The 19,662-nt window shown below is 41.8% G+C and carries 16 protein-coding genes; 15 read left to right on the plus strand and 1 reads right to left on the minus strand.

The features are described from left to right. Nucleotides 1-25 precede the first annotated feature (25 nt). The 11 genes from secE (at nucleotide 26) to ACSX1H_RS04265 (ending at nucleotide 14,753) form a co-directional block, all read left to right on the plus strand. Nucleotides 26-220, plus strand: coding sequence for a preprotein translocase subunit SecE (secE, locus tag ACSX1H_RS04215; RefSeq protein ID WP_439182424.1), 195 nt, complete (start codon nucleotides 26-28; stop codon nucleotides 218-220). A gap of 20 nt (nucleotides 221-240) precedes the next feature. Next, nucleotides 241-786 carry a transcription termination/antitermination protein NusG gene (nusG, locus tag ACSX1H_RS04220; RefSeq protein ID WP_439182425.1) on the plus strand — a complete coding sequence of 182 codons (546 nt, stop codon included), beginning with the start codon at nucleotides 241-243 and terminating at the stop codon, nucleotides 784-786. 106 nt (nucleotides 787-892) lie between these two features. Beyond that, nucleotides 893-1,336 carry a 50S ribosomal protein L11 gene (gene rplK / locus ACSX1H_RS04225; RefSeq protein ID WP_439182427.1) on the plus strand — a complete coding sequence of 148 codons (444 nt, stop codon included), beginning with the start codon at nucleotides 893-895 and terminating at the stop codon, nucleotides 1,334-1,336. Between the two features lie 19 nt (nucleotides 1,337-1,355). Further along, nucleotides 1,356-2,051: a 50S ribosomal protein L1 gene (rplA, locus tag ACSX1H_RS04230; protein ID WP_439182429.1), complete on the plus strand. Its 696-nt coding sequence runs from the start codon at nucleotides 1,356-1,358 to the stop codon at nucleotides 2,049-2,051. Between the two features lie 28 nt (nucleotides 2,052-2,079). Beyond that, nucleotides 2,080-2,598: a 50S ribosomal protein L10 gene (rplJ, locus tag ACSX1H_RS04235; RefSeq protein WP_439182430.1), complete on the plus strand. Its 519-nt coding sequence runs from the start codon at nucleotides 2,080-2,082 to the stop codon at nucleotides 2,596-2,598. Between the two features lie 33 nt (nucleotides 2,599-2,631). Continuing rightward, complete coding sequence (gene rplL, locus ACSX1H_RS04240; protein ID WP_439182431.1) at nucleotides 2,632-3,009, plus strand: 50S ribosomal protein L7/L12; 378 nt, start codon at nucleotides 2,632-2,634, stop codon at nucleotides 3,007-3,009. A 101-nt stretch (nucleotides 3,010-3,110) separates the two neighbouring features. After that, nucleotides 3,111-6,920, plus strand: a complete 3,810-nt coding sequence (gene rpoB, locus ACSX1H_RS04245; protein ID WP_439182433.1) for a DNA-directed RNA polymerase subunit beta — start codon at nucleotides 3,111-3,113, stop codon at nucleotides 6,918-6,920. A gap of 79 nt (nucleotides 6,921-6,999) precedes the next feature. Beyond that, entirely contained in the window at nucleotides 7,000-11,274 is a 4,275-nt protein-coding gene (gene rpoC, locus ACSX1H_RS04250; RefSeq protein WP_439182434.1) for a DNA-directed RNA polymerase subunit beta', read from the plus strand. A 73-nt stretch (nucleotides 11,275-11,347) separates the two neighbouring features. Beyond that, nucleotides 11,348-11,668, plus strand: coding sequence for a DUF3467 domain-containing protein (locus ACSX1H_RS04255; RefSeq protein WP_439182435.1), 321 nt, complete (start codon nucleotides 11,348-11,350; stop codon nucleotides 11,666-11,668). A gap of 158 nt (nucleotides 11,669-11,826) precedes the next feature. Further along, nucleotides 11,827-12,915 (plus strand): exo-beta-N-acetylmuramidase NamZ family protein, encoded by a 1,089-nt coding sequence (locus tag ACSX1H_RS04260; RefSeq protein ID WP_439182436.1) that lies wholly within the window; start codon nucleotides 11,827-11,829, stop codon nucleotides 12,913-12,915. Nucleotides 12,916-12,917: 2 nt separating this feature from the next. After that, the gene (locus ACSX1H_RS04265; protein WP_439182437.1) at nucleotides 12,918-14,753 is read left to right on the plus strand and encodes a serine hydrolase domain-containing protein; all 1,836 of its coding nucleotides are present in this window, start codon (nucleotides 12,918-12,920) and stop codon (nucleotides 14,751-14,753) included. Here ACSX1H_RS04265 and ACSX1H_RS04270 read toward each other — a convergent pair. Then, nucleotides 14,729-15,406: an AlbA family DNA-binding domain-containing protein gene (locus tag ACSX1H_RS04270; RefSeq protein ID WP_439182438.1), complete on the minus strand. Its 678-nt coding sequence runs from the start codon at nucleotides 15,404-15,406 to the stop codon at nucleotides 14,729-14,731. The two genes, ACSX1H_RS04265 and ACSX1H_RS04270, sit on opposite strands and share 25 nt — an antisense overlap. 260 nt (nucleotides 15,407-15,666) lie before the next feature. Here ACSX1H_RS04270 and nuoE point away from each other — a divergent pair, with 260 nt between their 5' ends. The 4 genes from nuoE (at nucleotide 15,667) to ACSX1H_RS04290 (ending at nucleotide 19,660) form a co-directional block, all read left to right on the plus strand. Continuing rightward, complete coding sequence (gene nuoE, locus ACSX1H_RS04275) at nucleotides 15,667-16,146, plus strand: NADH-quinone oxidoreductase subunit NuoE (protein WP_439182439.1); 480 nt, start codon at nucleotides 15,667-15,669, stop codon at nucleotides 16,144-16,146. A 197-nt stretch (nucleotides 16,147-16,343) separates the two neighbouring features. After that, complete coding sequence (locus ACSX1H_RS04280; protein WP_439182441.1) at nucleotides 16,344-17,522, plus strand: NADH-ubiquinone oxidoreductase-F iron-sulfur binding region domain-containing protein; 1,179 nt, start codon at nucleotides 16,344-16,346, stop codon at nucleotides 17,520-17,522. A 17-nt stretch (nucleotides 17,523-17,539) separates the two neighbouring features. Continuing rightward, complete coding sequence (locus ACSX1H_RS04285; protein WP_439182444.1) at nucleotides 17,540-19,330, plus strand: NADH-dependent [FeFe] hydrogenase, group A6; 1,791 nt, start codon at nucleotides 17,540-17,542, stop codon at nucleotides 19,328-19,330. 69 nt (nucleotides 19,331-19,399) lie between these two features. Continuing rightward, on the plus strand, nucleotides 19,400-19,660 hold the full coding sequence (locus tag ACSX1H_RS04290) for an NAD(P)H-dependent oxidoreductase subunit E (protein ID WP_439182445.1): 261 nt from the start codon (nucleotides 19,400-19,402) through the stop codon (nucleotides 19,658-19,660). The last annotated feature ends 2 nt before the right edge of the window (nucleotides 19,661-19,662 follow it).

Here is a 19,662-nt window from a genome sequence, read left to right on the forward strand (position 1 = left end):
GACCGGCAAACTAATGAAAAGTACTATGAGTAAGATAACAACATACTTCAAGGATGTGCAAAATGAATTAGTTCATAAGACATCATGGCCGAGTTGGCCAGAATTGACTAACAGCGCTATTGTGGTGATGGTAGCTTCTGTTATTATTGCAGGAGTTATCTTTGCAATGGATTATTCGTTTGATACAATTCTTGAATGGGTATATAATCACCTTTACTAATAAATAAGGACTCTCAAGTAATGGCAGAAGTCAGTAAGAAATGGTATGTTCTCCGCGCAATTGGAGGAAAAGAGAAGAAGGTAAAAGAGTATGTTGAGAGCGAAATCGCCGGTTTAAAACTGACCGATTACGTTAGTCAGGTGCTGATACCAACCGAAAAGGTTTACCAGATTCGTAATGGGAAAAAAGTAAGCAAAGAACGCCCTTATTTACCCGGATATGTTTTGGTTGAAGCAGCCATGGTTGGTGAGATACCACACATCTTGAGAAATATACCAAATGTTATCGGGTTCCTCAATGATAATGATGAAACACCCGTACCTCTGCGTCCTTCCGAAGTGAACCGGATTTTAGGTAAGGTAGATGAGTTGAATGAGACAGATGAGGAAATCAACGTACCTTATTTTGTTGGGGAAACAGTTAAAGTTATTGATGGTCCGTTTAATGGATTCAATGGCTTGATTGAGGAAGTCAACGAAGAGAAGAAGAAATTAAAAGTGATGGTGAAAATTTTCGGACGAAAAACACCATTGGAGTTGAGTTTTATGCAGGTTGAAAAAGAGTAATAGCTTAGTAAGAATGGCTTCCATGTAAACTTCGGTTTGCATTTACAAGTGACAGTTCTTTTTAATACCTGAAAACTATATTTACTAATAAATACGAATTGCTACAATGGCTAAAGAAGTAGAAACCTTTATCAAACTTCAGATCAAAGGTGGTGCAGCAAATCCTTCACCTCCCGTAGGACCAGCTTTAGGTGCTAAAGGAGTGAACATCATGGAATTCTGTAAGCAATTCAATGCCAGAACACAGGATAAGGCTGGTAAAGTGTTACCTGTGGTAATCTCGGTGTACAAAGACAAATCATTTGACTTTGTTATTAAAACACCTCCGGCAGCCGTTCAAATTATGGAAGCAGCTAAACTTAAAGGCGGTTCGGCAGAACCTAACCGTAAGAAAGTTGGTTCTGTAACCTGGGAACAGGTAAGAACGATTGCTGAAGACAAGATGGCTGACTTGAATTGTTTTACTGTAGAATCTGCAATGAGGATGATCGCCGGTACCGCCCGAAGTATGGGAGTAACCGTAAATGGTGAATTCCCTGGTAGTAACTAATTAAGACCTTTTTGCGAAAATGACAAAACTAACAAAAAATAAAAAGTTAGCGTTAGAAAAATTCGATACCTCAAAGCAGTACGGCCTTGAGGAGGCAGCAAAATTGGTAAAGGAAATCACCACTACCAAATTTGATGCCTCTGTTGACGTTGATGTGCGTTTAGGAGTTGACCCTCGTAAAGCAAATCAAATGGTTAGAGGGGTTGTAACTTTGCCTCATGGAACTGGTAAGGAAACACGCGTTCTTGTAATGTGTACTCCTGACAAGGAAGAAGAAGCAAAAGCTGCAGGTGCGGATTATGTTGGATTAGACGAATACATTGAGAAAATCAAAGGCGGTTGGACTGATGTAGACGTGATCATAACAATGCCTAGCGTGATGGCTAAAGTAGGTGCTTTAGGGCGTATTTTAGGTCCTCGTGGCCTGATGCCAAACCCTAAGAGTGGTACCGTAACAATGGACATCGCTAAAGCTGTTAACGAAGTTAAAGCTGGTAAGATTGACTTTAAAGTTGATCGCTATGGTATCGTTCATACCTCAATCGGTAAAGTATCATTTACTGAAGATAAGATTGTTGACAACGTAAAGGAATTTATAAGCACAATTATGAAGCTTAAGCCTTCTGCTGCAAAAGGAACTTACGTAAAGAGTATTAGTCTTTCTAGTACCATGAGTCCTGGTATTCGCATCGAACCTAAGTCGGTTGATGCTTAATGTTTAACTTTTAAAGAACAAAGGAATCATGAGAAAAGAAGATAAAAGTACATTAGTCAACGAATTGCTGACAAGCCTGAGTGAGTACAGCCACTTTTATGTGACTGAGGCAGGAGGTTTGAATGCAGAAAAAAGTAGTAAGCTACGTCGCGAGTGTTACAACAAAGAAGTGAAAATGGTGATGGTAAAAAATACCATCTTCAAGAAAGCTTTGGAGCAACATGAAGGCGAGTACGATGAACTATATACTACATTAACCGGAACAACTGCAGTCATGTTTTCGAACGTGGGCAATGTTCCAGCTAAGTTGATTAAGGAATTCTCTAAAGCTAATGAGAAACCTACCCTAAAAGGGGCATATGTAGAAGAATCATTCTACGTAGGAGCAGATCAACTGGAAGCACTATGTAGCATTAAGTCTAAGGACGAACTCCTTGGCGATGTTATCGGATTACTACAATCTCCAATGAAGAATGTTGTTTCTGCGCTTCAATCTGGAGGATCAACTATACATGGTTTATTGCAAACCTTAGCAGAAAAAGAATAATAAAAGTACAAACAATATTTAATAAATAGAAAAATGGCTGATATCAAGAAGCTTGCTGAAGAGTTAGTAAATTTAACTGTTAAAGAAGTTAACGAACTTGCTGAAGTATTAAAAGAAGAGTACGGTATCGAACCTGCTGCTGCTGCTGTAGCTGTTGCTGGTCCTGCTGCTGGTGGTGACGGTGATGCTGCTGCTGAGCAAACTGAGTTTGACGTAATCTTAAAGTCTGCTGGTGGTTCTAAATTAGCTATCGTTAAATTAGTAAAAGAAATGACTGGCGTTGGTCTTAAAGAAGCTAAAGAATTAGTTGACAAAGCACCAGCTCCATTGAAGGAGAAGATTACTAAGGAAGAGGCTGAAGCATTAAAATCTCAATTAGAAGAAGCGGGAGCAGAAGTTGAACTTAAGTAATTTTAGTCCTATATAAGGATATCCGGTTTAGGAATCAGTGTACTCTGGCTCCTAAACCTTTTTGTGCTTTTATATTTTAGGTTCAATAAATTAGTTGATAGATGACTCCAAATACTACAGAAAGGATTAGTTTTGCTTCCATCCAGAACAGGTTAAATTATCCTGATTTACTGGAGGTTCAATTAAAATCTTTCCGCGAATTTTTTCAGATGGGTACTACCCCTGAAGAGCGGACAAAGGAGGGGTTGTATCAGGTATTCAACGAGAATTTTCCAATTACCGACACAAGAAATAACTTTGTGCTCGAGTTTCTTGATTTCTCGATTGACCCTGCTCGTTACACCATCCCTGAGTGCATTGAAAGAGGTTTAACCTACAGTGTACCTCTTAAAGCCAAGTTAAAATTGTACTGTACCGACCCTGAACACGAAGACTTCGATACGGTAGTACAAGATGTTTACTTGGGAACCATCCCTTATATGACAGATAAGGGGAGCTTTATTATAAATGGAGCTGAGCGTGTGGTTGTTAGCCAGTTGCACCGTTCGCCTGGTGTTTTCTTTGGCCAAAGCGTGCACGCCAACGGTACCAAATTATACTCTGCACGTATAATCCCTTTCAAAGGATCATGGATCGAGTTTGCAACCGATATCAACAGTGTGATGTATGCCTACATCGACCGGAAGAAAAAACTTCCTGTAACTACACTGTTAAGAGCCATCGGATACGAAGGAGATAAAGACATCCTTGAAATATTCGACCTGGCTGACGAAATCAAAGTTAATAAAGCGAGTCTTAAAAAAGTTGTTGGACGTAAGTTAGCAGCCCGTGTTCTGAAGAGCTGGATTGAAGACTTTGTGGATGAAGATACTGGTGAAGTAGTATCGATAGAGCGTAATGAGGTGATCATAGATCGTGAAACCATCATTACTGAAGAACATGTAGACGAAATTATTGACTCTGGAGCAAAAACTATTCTACTCCATAAAGAGAATCAAAACCTTTCTGATTTTGCAATTATTTACAATACGCTTCAAAAGGACCCTTGTAACTCCGAAAAAGAAGCGGTTGTTCACATCTATCGTCAATTACGAAATGCTGAGCCACCTGATGAGGCCACAGCACGTGATGTAATCGATAAGCTGTTCTTCTCTGATAAACGTTATGATTTAGGAGAAGTAGGACGCTACCGATTGAATAAGAAGCTGAACCTGAGTACGGATTGGGAAACAAAAGTGTTAACTCGTGATGACATTATCGCCATCATTAAACACTTAATTCAGTTGATCAATTCAAAAACTGATGTCGATGATATTGACCACTTAAGTAACCGTCGTGTGAGAACAGTTGGTGAACAAATGGCCAATCAATTCGGGGTTGGTTTAGCTCGTATGGCTCGTACCATTCGTGAGCGAATGAATGTGCGCGACAACGAGGTGTTTACGCCAATCGACCTGATTAATAGCAAAACATTGTCTTCTGTTATTAACAGTTTCTTTGGTACAAATGCACTGTCTCAGTTTATGGATCAAACCAACCCATTGGCTGAGATAACTCACAAGAGACGTATGTCAGCCCTTGGACCAGGTGGTCTTTCACGTGAGAGAGCTGGTTTCGAGGTGCGAGATGTTCACTATACGCACTACGGACGTCTTTGTCCGATTGAAACACCGGAAGGACCAAACATTGGTTTGATTTCTTCCCTTTGTGTTTATGCAAAAATTAATGATCTTGGCTTTATTGAAACACCTTACCGTAAAGTAGATGACGGCCAGGTTGACTTAACCAATGAAGGCGTTTCTTACCTTACAGCAGAAGAGGAAGAATCGAAAATCATTGCACAGGCAAACGCTCCTTTGGATCAACAAGGAAAGTTTGTGAATGATCGTGTGAAAGCTCGTGAGGAAGGTGACTTCCCGGTGGTAGAACCAAATGAGGTTCACATGATGGATGTGGCCCCTAACCAGATTGCGTCTGTGGCTGCATCGCTAATTCCTTTCTTAGAGCATGATGATGCCAACCGTGCTCTGATGGGTTCTAACATGATGCGTCAGGCAGTGCCGTTGTTGCGCCCTGAATCGCCAATTGTCGGAACCGGTTTGGAAGGTAGATTGATTCAGGATTCACGTACGCACATTGTAGCCGAAGGCGATGGTGTGGTTGAATATGTGGATGCCGATGAAATCGTTATTCGTTATGACCTTACCGATGATGATCGTTTCGTAAGTTTTGAAGGCGAAACTAAACGTTATCCAATCGTTAAGTATCAGAAAACGAACCAGAATACTTGTATCGACATCAAACCTTTAGTAAGCAAAGGACAACGCGTTTACGAAGGAATGATTATGACAGAAGGATACTCCACAGAAAAAGGTGAGCTGGGGCTAGGTCGTAACCTGAAGGTGGCATTTATGCCTTGGAAAGGTTACAACTTTGAGGATGCGATCGTGATTTCGGAGAAAGTGGTGCGTGATGATGTCTTTACATCTGTTCATATCGATGAATATTCACTGGAAGTACGCGACACAAAACGTGGATTGGAAGAGTTAACCTCTGATATTCCTAACGTGAGTGAAGAAGCCACCAAGGATTTGGACGAAAATGGTCTGATTCGTATTGGTGCGCACGTGAAGCCGGGTGATATTCTGATAGGTAAAATTACACCAAAAGGAGAGAGTGATCCAACACCTGAAGAAAAACTGCTTCGTGCCATTTTCGGTGAAAAAGCAGGGGATGTAAAAGATGCCTCATTGAAAGCATCTCCATCACTAAAAGGTGTGGTAATCGATAAGAAACTATTCTCTCGCATAGTTAAAGATCGTAAGTCAAGAACTTCAGAAAAAAGTCAGATTGCCAAGATTGACGAAGATTTTGTTAGAGCAACAGAAGAGTTGAAGGGCCGTCTGGTAGACAAACTTTTCACCCAGGTTAATGGAAAAACATCACAAGGCGTAAAAGATTATTACGATGTGGATGTGGTATCCAAAGGGACGAAGTTTACTCAGAAAATTCTGAATGATATTGACTATATCAATGTAAATCCGAACAAGTGGACCACCGATAATGATAAGAATGAACTTATCGCCAAGGTGATTCATAACTACAGGATGAAATATAAAGAGTTGGAAGCTCGTGAAAAGCGCCAAAAGTACAATGTGACGATTGGTGATGAACTTCCAGCTGGTATCGTGCAGCTTGCTAAAGTTTATATTGCCAAAAAGCGTAAAATTACTGTTGGTGATAAGATGGCTGGACGTCACGGTAACAAGGGTATTGTATCACGAATTGTTCGCCAGGAAGACATGCCATTCCTTGAGGACGGCACACCTGTTGACATTGTGTTGAACCCACTGGGTGTACCATCGAGGATGAACCTTGGACAGATCTATGAGACTGTGCTGGGTTGGGCCGGATTGAAGTTAGGCGTGAAATTTGCCACACCTATTTTCGACGGTGCCAAAATGGATGACCTGAACAAGTGGACCGATGATGCTGGCGTACCAAGATATGGCCGTACTTATCTTTATGATGGCGGTACTGGAGAACGTTTCCACCAGCCTGCTACCGTAGGGGTAATCTACATGCTGAAACTGGGCCACATGGTAGAGGATAAGATGCACGCCCGTTCAATTGGACCTTACTCATTAATTACGCAGCAGCCATTAGGTGGTAAAGCACAGTTTGGTGGTCAGCGTTTCGGAGAGATGGAGGTATGGGCATTGGAGGCCTTTGGTGCTGCCAATATCCTGCAGGAAATCTTAACCGTTAAGTCGGATGATGTAATTGGTCGAGCTAAAGCTTACGAAGCGATTGTTAAAGGAGATGGAATGCCACAACCTGGTATTCCGGAATCATTGAATGTATTGCTTCATGAGATGAGAGGTCTTGGACTAAGTGTGAACCTTGAATAATAGTCTGATCGAAGAGAGTAGCCTTGTGCTGCTCTCTTGATAACCATATTATATAATTTACAATAATACTCTACGCTATATGGCATTTAGAAGAGATCAGAAACAAAAGAGTAACTTCAATAAAATCACTATTGGACTAGCTTCTCCTGAAGAAATTCTGGAGATGTCAAGTGGTGAAGTATTGAAGCCTGAAACAATTAACTACCGTACATACAAGCCTGAACGTGATGGCCTTTTCTGTGAAAGAATTTTTGGTCCCGTTAAGGATTATGAATGTCATTGTGGTAAATATAAACGTATTCGTTACCGTGGTATTGTGTGTGACCGATGTGGTGTGGAGGTAACAGAAAAGAAAGTACGTCGTGAGCGCATGGGCCATATTTCATTGGTGGTACCTGTAGCCCACATCTGGTACTTTAAATCGTTGCCAAACAAAATTGGTTACCTGCTTGGTTTACCAACCAAAAAGCTCGATACCATTATTTATTACGAGCGTTATGTCGTAATTAATGCAGGTATCAAAGCTGAAGATGGTATTAATAAGATGGATTTCCTTACGGAAGAAGAGTATCTGGATATTCTGGAAACCCTGCCAAAGGAAAACCAACATCTGGATGATGATGATCCAAATAAGTTCATTGCAAAAATGGGTGCTGATGCACTTCATATGCTATTGAGCCGTATTGATTTGGATTCTTTATCATACGATTTACGTCATAAGGCCAATACAGAAACTTCTCAGCAGCGTAAAAACGAAGCTCTTAAGCGCTTAAACGTGGTTGAGTCATTCCGTGATTCACAAGGTATTAACCGTCCGGAGTGGATGGTGGTTAAAGTGGTGCCTGTAATTCCACCTGAATTGCGTCCGCTTGTACCGCTTGATGGTGGTCGTTTTGCAACTTCAGATTTGAACGATTTATATCGCCGTGTTATTATCCGTAATAACCGTTTGAAGCGTCTAATCGAAATCAAAGCTCCTGAAGTTATCCTGCGTAATGAAAAGCGTATGCTTCAGGAATCTGTTGATTCGCTGTTTGATAACTCACGTAAATCAAATGCTGTTAAAACGGATTCTAACCGTCCGCTTAAGTCTTTAAGTGATAGCTTAAAGGGTAAGCAGGGACGTTTCCGTCAGAACTTACTTGGTAAGCGTGTTGACTACTCAGCACGTTCGGTAATTGTTGTGGGTCCTGAATTAAATATGCATGAGTGCGGTCTGCCAAAAGATATGGCGGCTGAACTATATAAGCCGTTCATCATTCGCAAGCTTATTGAGCGTGGGGTGGTGAAGACGGTTAAATCGGCTAAGAAAATTGTGGACCGTAAGGATCCGGTAGTCTGGGATATCCTCGAGAATGTATTGAAAGGACACCCTGTACTATTAAACCGTGCTCCTACACTTCACCGTTTGGGTATTCAGGCTTTCCAGCCTAAACTGATCGAAGGTAAAGCGATTCAGTTACACCCACTGGCTTGTGCGGCATTTAATGCCGACTTTGATGGTGACCAGATGGCAGTTCACTTGCCTTTAGGTAACGCGGCAATTTTGGAAGCACAAATGTTAATGTTGGCTTCTCAGAACATCCTGAACCCTGCCAACGGTGCACCTATTACCGTACCATCGCAGGATATGGTTTTGGGTCTGTACTACATGACCAAACCACGTGAGGGTGCTAAAGGTGAAGGATTAGTATTCTATTCACCAGAAGAAACTAAGATTGCTTTTAACGAGAAGCGTGTTGACTTACATGCCATTGTTAAGGTTAAAACATTAGATACAGACGACACAGGCGAAATCGTTACCAAAATGATTGAAACCACTGTTGGACGAATTCTTTTCAATGAGTTTGTTCCAAATGAAGCAGGTTTTATCAACACGGTATTAACGAAAAAAGCCTTGCGTGATATTATTGGTGACGTTCATAAGGTGTGTGGAACTCCACGTACTGCTGCCTTCCTTGATGACATTAAAAACCTTGGATACCGAATGGCATTCGAAGGTGGTCTGTCATTCAACCTGGGTGACGTTATTATCCCTGCTGAAAAAGAAATTCTTGTTCAGGAAGGTTACGACGAAGCGGCAGAAGTAATGAATAACTATAACATGGGTTTCATTACCAACAACGAACGTTACAACCAGATTATCGATATCTGGACGCATGTTAACGCGCGTCTGACACAGACTTTGATGAATCAGATCAGTACCGATAACCAGGGCTTCAACTCTGTTTATATGATGCTTGATTCAGGAGCGAGGGGTTCTAAAGAGCAGATTCGCCAGTTATCAGGTATGAGGGGTCTGATGGCCAAGCCACAAAAGGCGGGTGCTGAAGGTGGACAGATTATTGAGAACCCGATTCTTTCGAACTTTAAAGAAGGTCTGTCAGTATTGGAGTACTTTATCTCTACTCACGGTGCTCGTAAAGGTCTTGCGGATACGGCTCTTAAAACTGCCGATGCGGGATATCTGACTCGTCGTTTGGTGGATGTATCCCAAGATGTGGTTATCCTTGAGGAGGATTGTGGTACATTACGTGGTCTGACTGCTACCGATATCAAGAATAACGAAGAAATCGTTGCTTCATTATACGAGCGTATTCTTGGACGTGTTTCTGTACACGACATTTATCACCCAAATACTGGTGACTTAATTATTAAGTCGGGCCAGGAGTTTGGTGAGCGTGAAGCTAAGATAGTTAATGAATCACCAATCGAACGCGTTGAGATCCGTTCGGTATTAACTTGTGAGTCGAAAAAAGGAGTATGTGCCAAGTGTTATGGACGTAACCTGGCTACTGGCCGTATGGTTCAGTTAGGTGAGTCTGTTGGTGTAATTGCCGCTCAGTCAATTGGTGAGCCGGGAACACAGTTAACACTGCGTACTTTCCACGTAGGGGGTACAGCAGGTAACATCACTTCTGAAAATAAGATTCTGGCTAAGTACGATGGTATTGTCGAAATTGATGAATTGAGAACTGTACCATCCAAAACTGATGAAGGAGAAGATGTTGATGTGGTAATCGGTCGTTTGGCAGAATTACGTATCGTCGATAAGAATACAAATATTTCGTTAACAACTCACCCGATTCCTTATGGTGCCAAACTATTTATTAAAAATGGCGCAGAGATTAAGAAGGATGATGTGATTTGTGAATGGGATCCATATAACGCTCTGATTATTTCTGAAAAGAAAGGTAAAGTGGCCTTCGATAACATGATTGATGGTATTACCTTTAAAGAAGAGTCGGATGAGCAAACTGGTTTCCGTGAGAAAGTAATTACTGAAACAAGGGATAAAACGAAGAATCCTGGCTTACGTCTGGTAAGCAGCGACGGTGAAATCCTGAAGAACTACAACTTACCTGTAGGCGCCCACATGGCGGTTGATGAAGGAGAGGCTGTAGAGCAAGGACAAATTTTAGCTAAGATTCCTCGTGCAGTTGGTAAAGCGGGTGATATCACCGGTGGTCTGCCACGTGTAACCGAGTTATTCGAAGCCCGTAACCCAAGTAACCCGGCTGTGGTTTCTGAGGTAGATGGTGAGGTAACTTTTGGTAAGATTAAGCGTGGTAACCGTGAAATCATCGTAACCACTAAAGCTGGTGATGTTAAAAAGTATCTGGTTTCACTTTCGAAACAGATTCTGGTTCAGGAGAACGACTATGTTCGTGCCGGAACACCTCTTTCTGATGGTGCTACTACGCCAAATGATATCTTAAGTATCAAAGGGCCAACAGCTGTTCAGGAATACATTGTAAATGAGGTACAGGATGTATACCGTTTACAGGGTGTGAAAATCAACGATAAGCACTTCGAAATCATCGTACGTCAGATGATGCGTAAAGTAGATATCGCGGATCCGGGTGATACTAAGTTCCTGGAAAAACAGGTTGTAGATAAGGTTGATTTCATGGAAGAAAACGACAATATCTGGGGTAAGAAAGTAGTTGAGGATGCCGGTGATTCACAAACGTTGAAGCCTGGTATGATCATTACTGCCCGTCGTTTACGTGATGAAAATTCACAATTAAAACGTCGCGACCTTAAGTTGGTAACTGCTCGCGAAGCGATTCCTGCCACATCGAGTCAGGTGTTGCAAGGTATTACGAGAGCGGCCCTTCAAACACAAAGCTTTATGTCTGCCGCGTCCTTCCAGGAAACCACCAAGGTGCTTAATGAAGCAGCTATTCAAGGTAAGGTTGATCAGCTGGACGGCTTAAAGGAAAATGTGATTTGTGGTCACTTAATTCCTGCAGGTACTGGTGTGCGCACCTTTAACAAGGTGGTTGTAGGTTCGAAAGAAGAATACGACAGCCTCGTAAGTAAGAAAGCTGCCAGTGAGGAAGTTGAGTAAGCAAATTTAATGAGATAAGAGGAAGAGGGGAAGCACAGTTGTGACTTCCCCTTTTTTAGAAAATAGATGTATTATGGAAGAAAAGAAAAACCCGAATCAGCTGAATATCGAGTTAAATGAAGAAGTCTCGCAAGGAACTTATTCTAACCTGGCTATTATTACTCATTCACCGGCCGAATTTGTCATCGATTTTGTGCGCATTATGCCAGGTGTACCAAAAGCACAGGTAAAGTCACGTGTGATAGTGACACCAGAGCACGCGAAGCGCTTAATGAATGCCCTCAAAGAAAATATTGCCCGTTATGAGTCATTGCACGGACCAATTAAGAATACCGACAATAATGGACAGGGACCTGTAATGCCAATGAATTTTGGTCCGGCCGGTCAAGCTTAAACTATTCGAACAAATAAGCTTAAAAAACGAAGTAGGTACTGCTTCGTTTTTTTATTTTTACAAAAAAAATCATGCGTCTAAATCTTATTATTTTTCTAGTCTTCATAAGTTGTTCAATCCTTTCATGCAGGCCCAAGACAGTGGCAAATGCGTCGGTTTTGCAATTAGGGTGTCAAAAATTTGAAGAATACCTGCCTTTGCTTGCCGATAAACAGGTTGGATTGTTGGTTAACCATACATCAATGGTTGAAAGCACTCACTTGGTTGATACTTTGCTGGCCAGAGGGATTGCTGTTAAAACAATTTTTGCTCCCGAGCATGGTTTTAGAGGGAAGGCCGATGCCGGTGAGCTCATAGATAATAATGTAGATGCAAAAACAGGTTTGCCAATTACTTCACTGTATGGTAAACATAAAAAGCCAACAAGTGATGATTTGAGGGGTTTGGATGTGGTGATCTTCGATATTCAGGATGTCGGGGTAAGGTTTTATACCTATATTTCTTCCATGCACTACATGATGGAGGCTTGTGCCGAAAATAATGTAAAAATGCTGGTGCTGGATCGTCCTAATCCAAATGGCGACTACTTCGACGGACCCGTTTTACAGAAAGGCTTCACTTCTTTTGTGGGCATGCATCCCATTCCTGTTGTTCACGGACTTACAGTTGGGGAACTGGCTTTGATGATTAATAAAGAAGGTTGGTTGAATGATTCATTGCGCTGTGATTTGTCTGTTATAAAAATGGATAACTATGAGCACAGTATGGCTTATTCGTTGCCAGTAAAGCCATCGCCCAATCTGCCAAATGATTTATCTGTTAGGCTGTATCCTTCTTTGTGCTTTTTTGAAGCTACCGAAGTGAGCATCGGCCGTGGAACTTATATGCCTTTTCAGGTGATTGGTTATCCCGATTCGACCTTGGGGGACTTCACCTTTACGCCTGTAGCCATCGAGGGAATGTCGAAGCAACCGCCTCAGCAAGATAAGCTGTGCTATGGTGTTGACTTGCGACAGGAGGCCCTTACGCATACTTTTTCGCTGAAATACGTGATTGACTTTTATAATAATATGGGCCGTTCTGAAGACTTTATCAGCCGGCGGAGATGGTTTAATTTGTTGGCAGGTAACGATACCCTGATTGAAAAAATTGAGAAAGGCTGGACCGAAGAGCAAATAAGGGATAGCTGGCAAAGCGAGTTGGCGGCCTATTCTCAACTCAGAAATAACTATTTACTATATCCTTAATCATGAAGTTGAATGCAGCGATTGCGTGCCTAATGCTTATTGTAGGCATTGCACAGTTTGGAGAAGCACAGACGCAAAAAACGGATTCCTTGGGAGAGCTTGAAGCGCTTTACGAGTCATTAGCAAGCTTTAAGTTAGTAAAGCATTCCGACGATAACTTTCCGGTTGCGGACTTACTGAGTGAGAAGATTGGCTTTTACGTACCTAACAAAGCGGATGAATGGCAGTCATTGGTGTTGCGCTATATGACTGTGCCTGTTTATGAATCAGCTATCGGTTCAATCTCAAAGCAAATAGATGTCGACTCAGTTGAGCACCTAATTATTGCTGCAAATGAACACTTAGAAATGCTTCCAACGGATATTGGTCCAAGGAATTTAAAGCTGACTTTATTATTTTTTGGTGACTCTTTATGTATAGATGATCCCTTGTTGCAGCCGTTCGATAATGTGCTTGTCTGCTCATCCAACACTTCGTTGAGCCGTAATTTGGCGGTACAGGTTGTATTTAATGCCCTGACAATTGAGGAAGGTGGGCGTATAGCAATTGACTTAGACAATACGCAACAGCGGATGAAGTATTTACCTCCCGCACTTATGGGCCTTAACCAAGGGCTCATTAAAGAGCGGGTCGATTCGGTTGTGAATGGTGCAATTGCAGCCGGTGCATTCCCGGGGTGTCGGGTTATAGTTGCTGTCAGAGGAACGGTAATTTTTAACGAATCTTATGGCTTTCATACTTATAATAACCGAATAATGGTGGACGAACATGATGTATACGATTTAGCTTCAGTCACTAAAATAACAGGTCCCTTGCCGTTAATTATGAAAGCGTGCGGTGAGGGATTGATGCAGCTGGATGCTCCCTTTTATCACTATTGGCCTGATTGGAACAAGCGTTTGTTTCACCGCTCCAATAAAGAAGGGATGTCCTTGCGGGAGGTGCTGGCACATCAGGCACGTCTAACTCCTTACATTAACTATTATCAAAAGCTGATGGACGATGGAAAGTACGATAAGCGCTATTTCTCCATTAACAAAACGGATAAATATACATTGCCTATCGATCGCCATCTATTTCTGTCAAACGCCTTTAAAAAGGAAATTTATAAGACCATTCGGAAATCACCATTGTTACCCGAAGCCAAGTACAAATACAGTGGATTATCCTACATGATCTACCCTGAATTATTAGCCAACTTATATGGCCTAGACTACGAGTCACTGCTTTATGCGCATTTTTTTAAGCCCTTGGGGGCATCCTCATTGTGCTACAATCCATTAGGTAAAATAGATGAAGCTCGTATTGTACCAACCGAGTACGATGGGCATTTCAGAAAGCAGCAGATAAAAGGACTGGTGCATGATGAAGCGGCGGCTGTGATGGGAGGGGTTTCGGGCAATGCAGGTTTGTTTGGCAGTGCTGGTGACCTGATGAAGTTAATGCAGTTATACCTTCAGAAAGGCAGTTATGCTGGCCGGCAATACCTTTCCGAAGATGTGGTGAATGAGTTTACCAAAGTGCAGTTTCCTGACAATGACAACAGGAGAGGTGCTGGCTTTGATAAGCCATTATTTGGTAATGATACCCTTTCTATTGCAGCTAGTTATCCGGCCCCGGGTGTTAGTGCTTCCAGTTATGGGCATAGCGGATTTACAGGTACATTTGTTTGGATCGATCCTGACTATGAATTAGTTTATATCTTTTTATCCAACCGCGTGTACCCCACCCGTAATAATCCACTCATCTACCAAATGAATGTGAGGCCGCGTATTCAGCAGATTTTTTACGATGCCCTAAACGAAACTGAGGCTTACCAGTCTTCTGGTAAGCCTTGATTAGGTTCTGGATATTCAGGCTTACTATTCATCTTGTAAAAGATTTGGCCTTCTGTAATATCCATTTCTATCACCTTCATATGAATCAGGTTGATCAGAATTTTCTCTGCTTTACGTGGGCTGATATTAGCCATGCCACAAAACTTTGAAAACGTTATATAGCCATGTATTCCCAAATAGGTGAGTAGCTTACTTTCGGCGTATTTAATTTTCAGTAAAGAACCGCCTGGCTGCTTTTCGCGTTTCCAAACCTCAGTCAATATCCGATTAGCGACTAAATTCTGATCCTTCACCCGAACATAGTACGTTGGTTTCCCATCCTTGTCAGGTGCCGAGTGGGGTTTTTTAGCACTTTTTTCTATTATAATTTCTAAAACCGTTTTTCCCTCAATCTCCCATTTACGGGTTTCAAAACTGACAGATGGGCGACAGTGCCTTTTAGCCGCCGATTCAATCATATAATACTCTTCGTCCGATTCAACTCCGGCTATTTTACCATTGTCTTTAACTCCGATTAATAGTCGGCCACCATCGGTATTGGCAAATGCCGCGATTGAACGAGCAATTTTTTTTGTATCTGTAATTGCAAATTTAAAATCCTGGGTCTGATGTTCACCTTCCAGGATCATTTGCTGAAGTTCTTTCTGATCCACTATAATTCAATTTTGTACAAAGATCGAAAAAAAGCCCATATTATTAAAAGTTAAGGGGTGCAATTATCGAAAAGTATATAAAGGTATACTGCTTACTTAAATAGGAAATAATATGTTGATTGCCAGTTATTAAGAATCATTATTTATAATGAATATTTTCTGTAATTGCTTAAAATCTCATGGAATTAGCTGTTAAAAAAACTTAACTTTTAAAGATATAATTCTTTATACCAAGATTTTAAACCCTTAAATCAAAGATTATGACTGAAGTTAAGCAATTGGTAAAAGGATTGGCTGACCAACATGGCCGCACCATGGAAAGCCTTTTACCTATTCTTCAAGGAATTGTTTACCAGGAACAGCACATCTCGGAAGATGCAATGGTTGAAGTTGCCAAAGAGTTAAACATTTCGGCAGCGCAAGTTTATGGCACAGCAACATTCTACTCTTTTCTGCACACTAAGCCTTTGGGGAAGTATGTTATCCGGGTTTGTAAAACAATTACCTGCATGATGCATGGTAAAAATCAGATCATCAGTGAGCTTGAAGGGGTGCTTAAGATTAAGCTGGGCGAAACAAGCCATGATGGCAAGTTTACTTTGCTTGAAACGAACTGTTTGGGACAGTGCCATAAAGGGCCTGCCATGCTCATTAACGATGTCCCATATACCGACCTAACACCTGAAAAGGTGCGCGATATTATCATGAGCTACAGAAAGAAAGCCATAAGTGCGAATTAATTTTCTGTTGTTTCGTCTTCGCTTCATTAATCGATAAGTAAGGGGTGTAATAGTGCTGTTTATTCGTTGCATGAAGCGATACGCCATTTAATAATACCTGATGAGTGAAATTACCGGATACATAAGTTCAGCATGCTGATGGGCTCCTGAAAAGAGCTTATCTGGTAGTTTTATATGAACATAATAACCGTACTCAGATGAAAAAAAATTTACAAAGGCTCGATCTCATTTTCAAGAATGAACATGATACAGAGGCGATACTTAAAAAAACACTGGCCCGCAGTAACGACGAGGTGATTAATGATTTAATAAGTTCAGGACTAAAAGGGCGAGGAGGTGCCGGTTTTCCAACTGGTTTAAAGTGGAAGCTGGCAGCCGAAGCACAAGCGGATGAAAAGTATGTAATCTGTAACGCCGATGAAGGGGAGCCTGGAACGTTTAAGGACCGCGAAATTCTTTCCAGCGTGCCTCATAAAGTATTAACAGGCATGGCCGTATGTGGGCACATCATTGGTGCAAAAATGGGATTTATTTACCTGCGAAGCGAGTATAGTTTCCTTAAGAAACCCTTGATGGCTGTGATTGATGATTTTCATACACTGCTTGCCGATTGTGCTGTAGATTTCCGGGTTAGCATCTTCATGGGCAGTGGGGCTTATATTTGTGGCGAAGAGAGTGCGCTGTTTGAAAGTATGGAAGGTAAACGTGGAGAACCTCGAAATAAGCCACCTTTCCCAACTGATTGTGGGTATCGTAACCGACCAACGGTAATCAATAATGTGGAGACATTGGCGCATACCTATTCTATTCTTAAATATGGTCCGGATAAATTCAAAGATTTGGGCGTACAGGATTCCAGAGGATCAAAAGTATTTTCTGTTTCAGGTGATACGCCAATACCCGGTATTTATGAACTGGAGTTTGGCATGTCTTTACAAAAGTTTGTCGATGATTTCGGTGATGGAGATTCCAAAGCAGTTCAAGTAGGAGGTGCTTCAGGCTTTTGCGTGCCACGTAAAAGGTTTGAGAAAACCATTATAGGCTATCAGGGCAAGCTAAGGGGTACTTCATTGCCAACCGGCGGCTCAATGATGATTTTTAATTCTTCTCGCTCCATGTACAATGTACTGCATAACTACCTCGATTTCTTTGTGGAAGAGTCGTGTGGCCAATGCACCCCTTGCCGGGTTGGTACTCAGCAGTTGCTGTTGGGAATACAAGCTGTTAAAAAAGGTGAGCAGCCCTCTTCATACCTTGATAAACTGTTAGGCCTGGCCGAAGCTATGCGGGTCACAGCCAAGTGTGGATTAGGGCAATCGGTCGCTAATTCATTTTCATCCATTGTGGAGAACTTCAGAGAAGAAATGATTTATTAACCCTTTATGCCATTGTTATGTCAGATAAGATTAATCTCAAAATAGACAATATTGCCGTTAGCATTACCAACGGATCTACAATACTCGAAGCGGCTAAAAAAGTGAACATTCGAATTCCTACTTTGTGTTATCACGAAGATTTGTGTGTAGCCGGTAACTGCCGTGTTTGTGTGGTCGAACAAACTGGCAGTGATCGCCTGTTACCGGCTTGTGCAATGCCTGTTGCTGAAGGAATGGAAATTCATACCAACAGCATGAAGGTGCGAAGTGCCCGTAAACAAATTGTAGAGCTTTTGGTGAGTGAGCATAGAGCCGAGTGCACCCGTTGCTATAAGAATGGGAAATGCGAATTACAGGAGTTAGCATCAGAGTATATTGTTGGTGAAAATGGGTTTATCGACCTGGTTGTGCATAAAGGCTTTACAATTGATAATTTTTCGCCATCAATTATTAAAGATGACAGTAAATGCATTCGTTGTCAGCGTTGCGTCAGAACCTGCGATCAGCTGCAAAGTATAGGTGCGCTTACCGTTGCCCATAAAGGGGAATACATGAAAATATCGTCATTTTTCGAAAAGCCGATGTTTGAAGTGGTGTGCACCAATTGTGGTCAGTGTGTAAACCGCTGTCCAACGGGAGCACTAACCGAAAAAACATACATTGATGAAGTATGGACTGCATTAAACTCTGAAGATAAACACGTGGTGGTGCAAACGGCTCCAGCCGTAAGAATAGCCTTGGGTGAAGCCTTGGGGATGCCCGCCGGAGAAATTGTAACCGGAAAGATGGTAACGGCCTTGCGCCGCCTGGGCTTTAGCTCTGTTTTGGACACCGATTTCACAGCTGACCTTACCATTATTGAAGAGGGAAATGAGCTTTTGCAGCGCTTAAAAAGTGTAGTCAAGGATAAAGATGAAAGTGTTAAACTGCCAATGACCACGTCTTGTTCGCCGGGATGGGTCAAGTTTATTGAGCATGCTTTTCCGGAATATTTGGCAAATGTTTCGACAGCCAAATCTCCTCAGCAAATGTTTGGAGCTTTAGCCAAAACATTTTACGCCAACAAAATTAAGGTTGAGCCTGAAAATATTGTCAGTGTGTCGATTATGCCTTGTACGGCCAAGAAGTACGAGGCCGACAGACCTGAAATGAGCAGTAGCGGTTATAAGGATGTGGATTTTGTGTTGACCACACGGGAGCTGGCGTTGATGATTAAGCAGGCAGGAATTGATTTCGCTTCTTTACCCGATGATGAGTACGATAGTATAATGGGCGAATCAAGTGGCGCAGCAGTGATATTTGGAGCTACAGGAGGGGTGATGGAAGCGGCCCTTCGAACAGCCTATGAGGTGGTTACCGGGCGGGAAGTGCCTTTCGATAATCTGGATATTCTGCCTGTTCGAGGCATGGAGAGCATCAGAGAAGCGAATATTAAAATCGAAAATGTATTGCCCGAATGGGACTTTCTTGAAGGTGTAGAACTCAAAACATGTGTGGCACATGGCTTATCAAATGCAAAAAAAGTAATGGAGGCGGTAAGAGACGGTAAAGCTGAATACCATTTTATAGAAATTATGGCTTGTCCCGGAGGATGCTTGGGAGGAGGTGGGCAGCCTATTCCAACTTCACCAGCCATTCGTCAAAAACGAAGTGAGGCTATTTATGAGGAGGACAAACACAAGCCTATTCGTAAATCGCATGAGAATCCTGAAGTGCAGTATCTCTATGAGGCGTTTCTTAAAAAGCCACTCGGACGTGTATCCCATAAGCTGTTGCACACACATTATACTGAAAGAAATCGATATTAAATGGATTGAAACCGGCATTGGTCGGTTTCTTTTTGTTATTTTAAACTTGAAATTCAAGTCATAATAATTATGGAAACGAAGCATGAAATAATAATTTGCCTGGGAAGTTCTTGTTTCTCAAGAGGTAATAAGGAAGTTTTGGAAGTGGTCAAAGAATTCCTTAGAGAGCATCAACTCACAGGCGAAGTGTTTTTCCATGGTGATTTATGTGGAGGTAAATGTGAAGAAGGCCCTGTGCTGAAAATTAATGATAGCTTATTTTCACAGGTTACAGTGGATAATGTATATGAAATATTAACCAGCTATTTTGATGTAGAAAAAGAGAACTAACA

The organism is Carboxylicivirga taeanensis (assembly GCF_051851475.1).
GTDB lineage: Bacteria > Bacteroidota > Bacteroidia > Bacteroidales > Marinilabiliaceae > Carboxylicivirga > Carboxylicivirga taeanensis.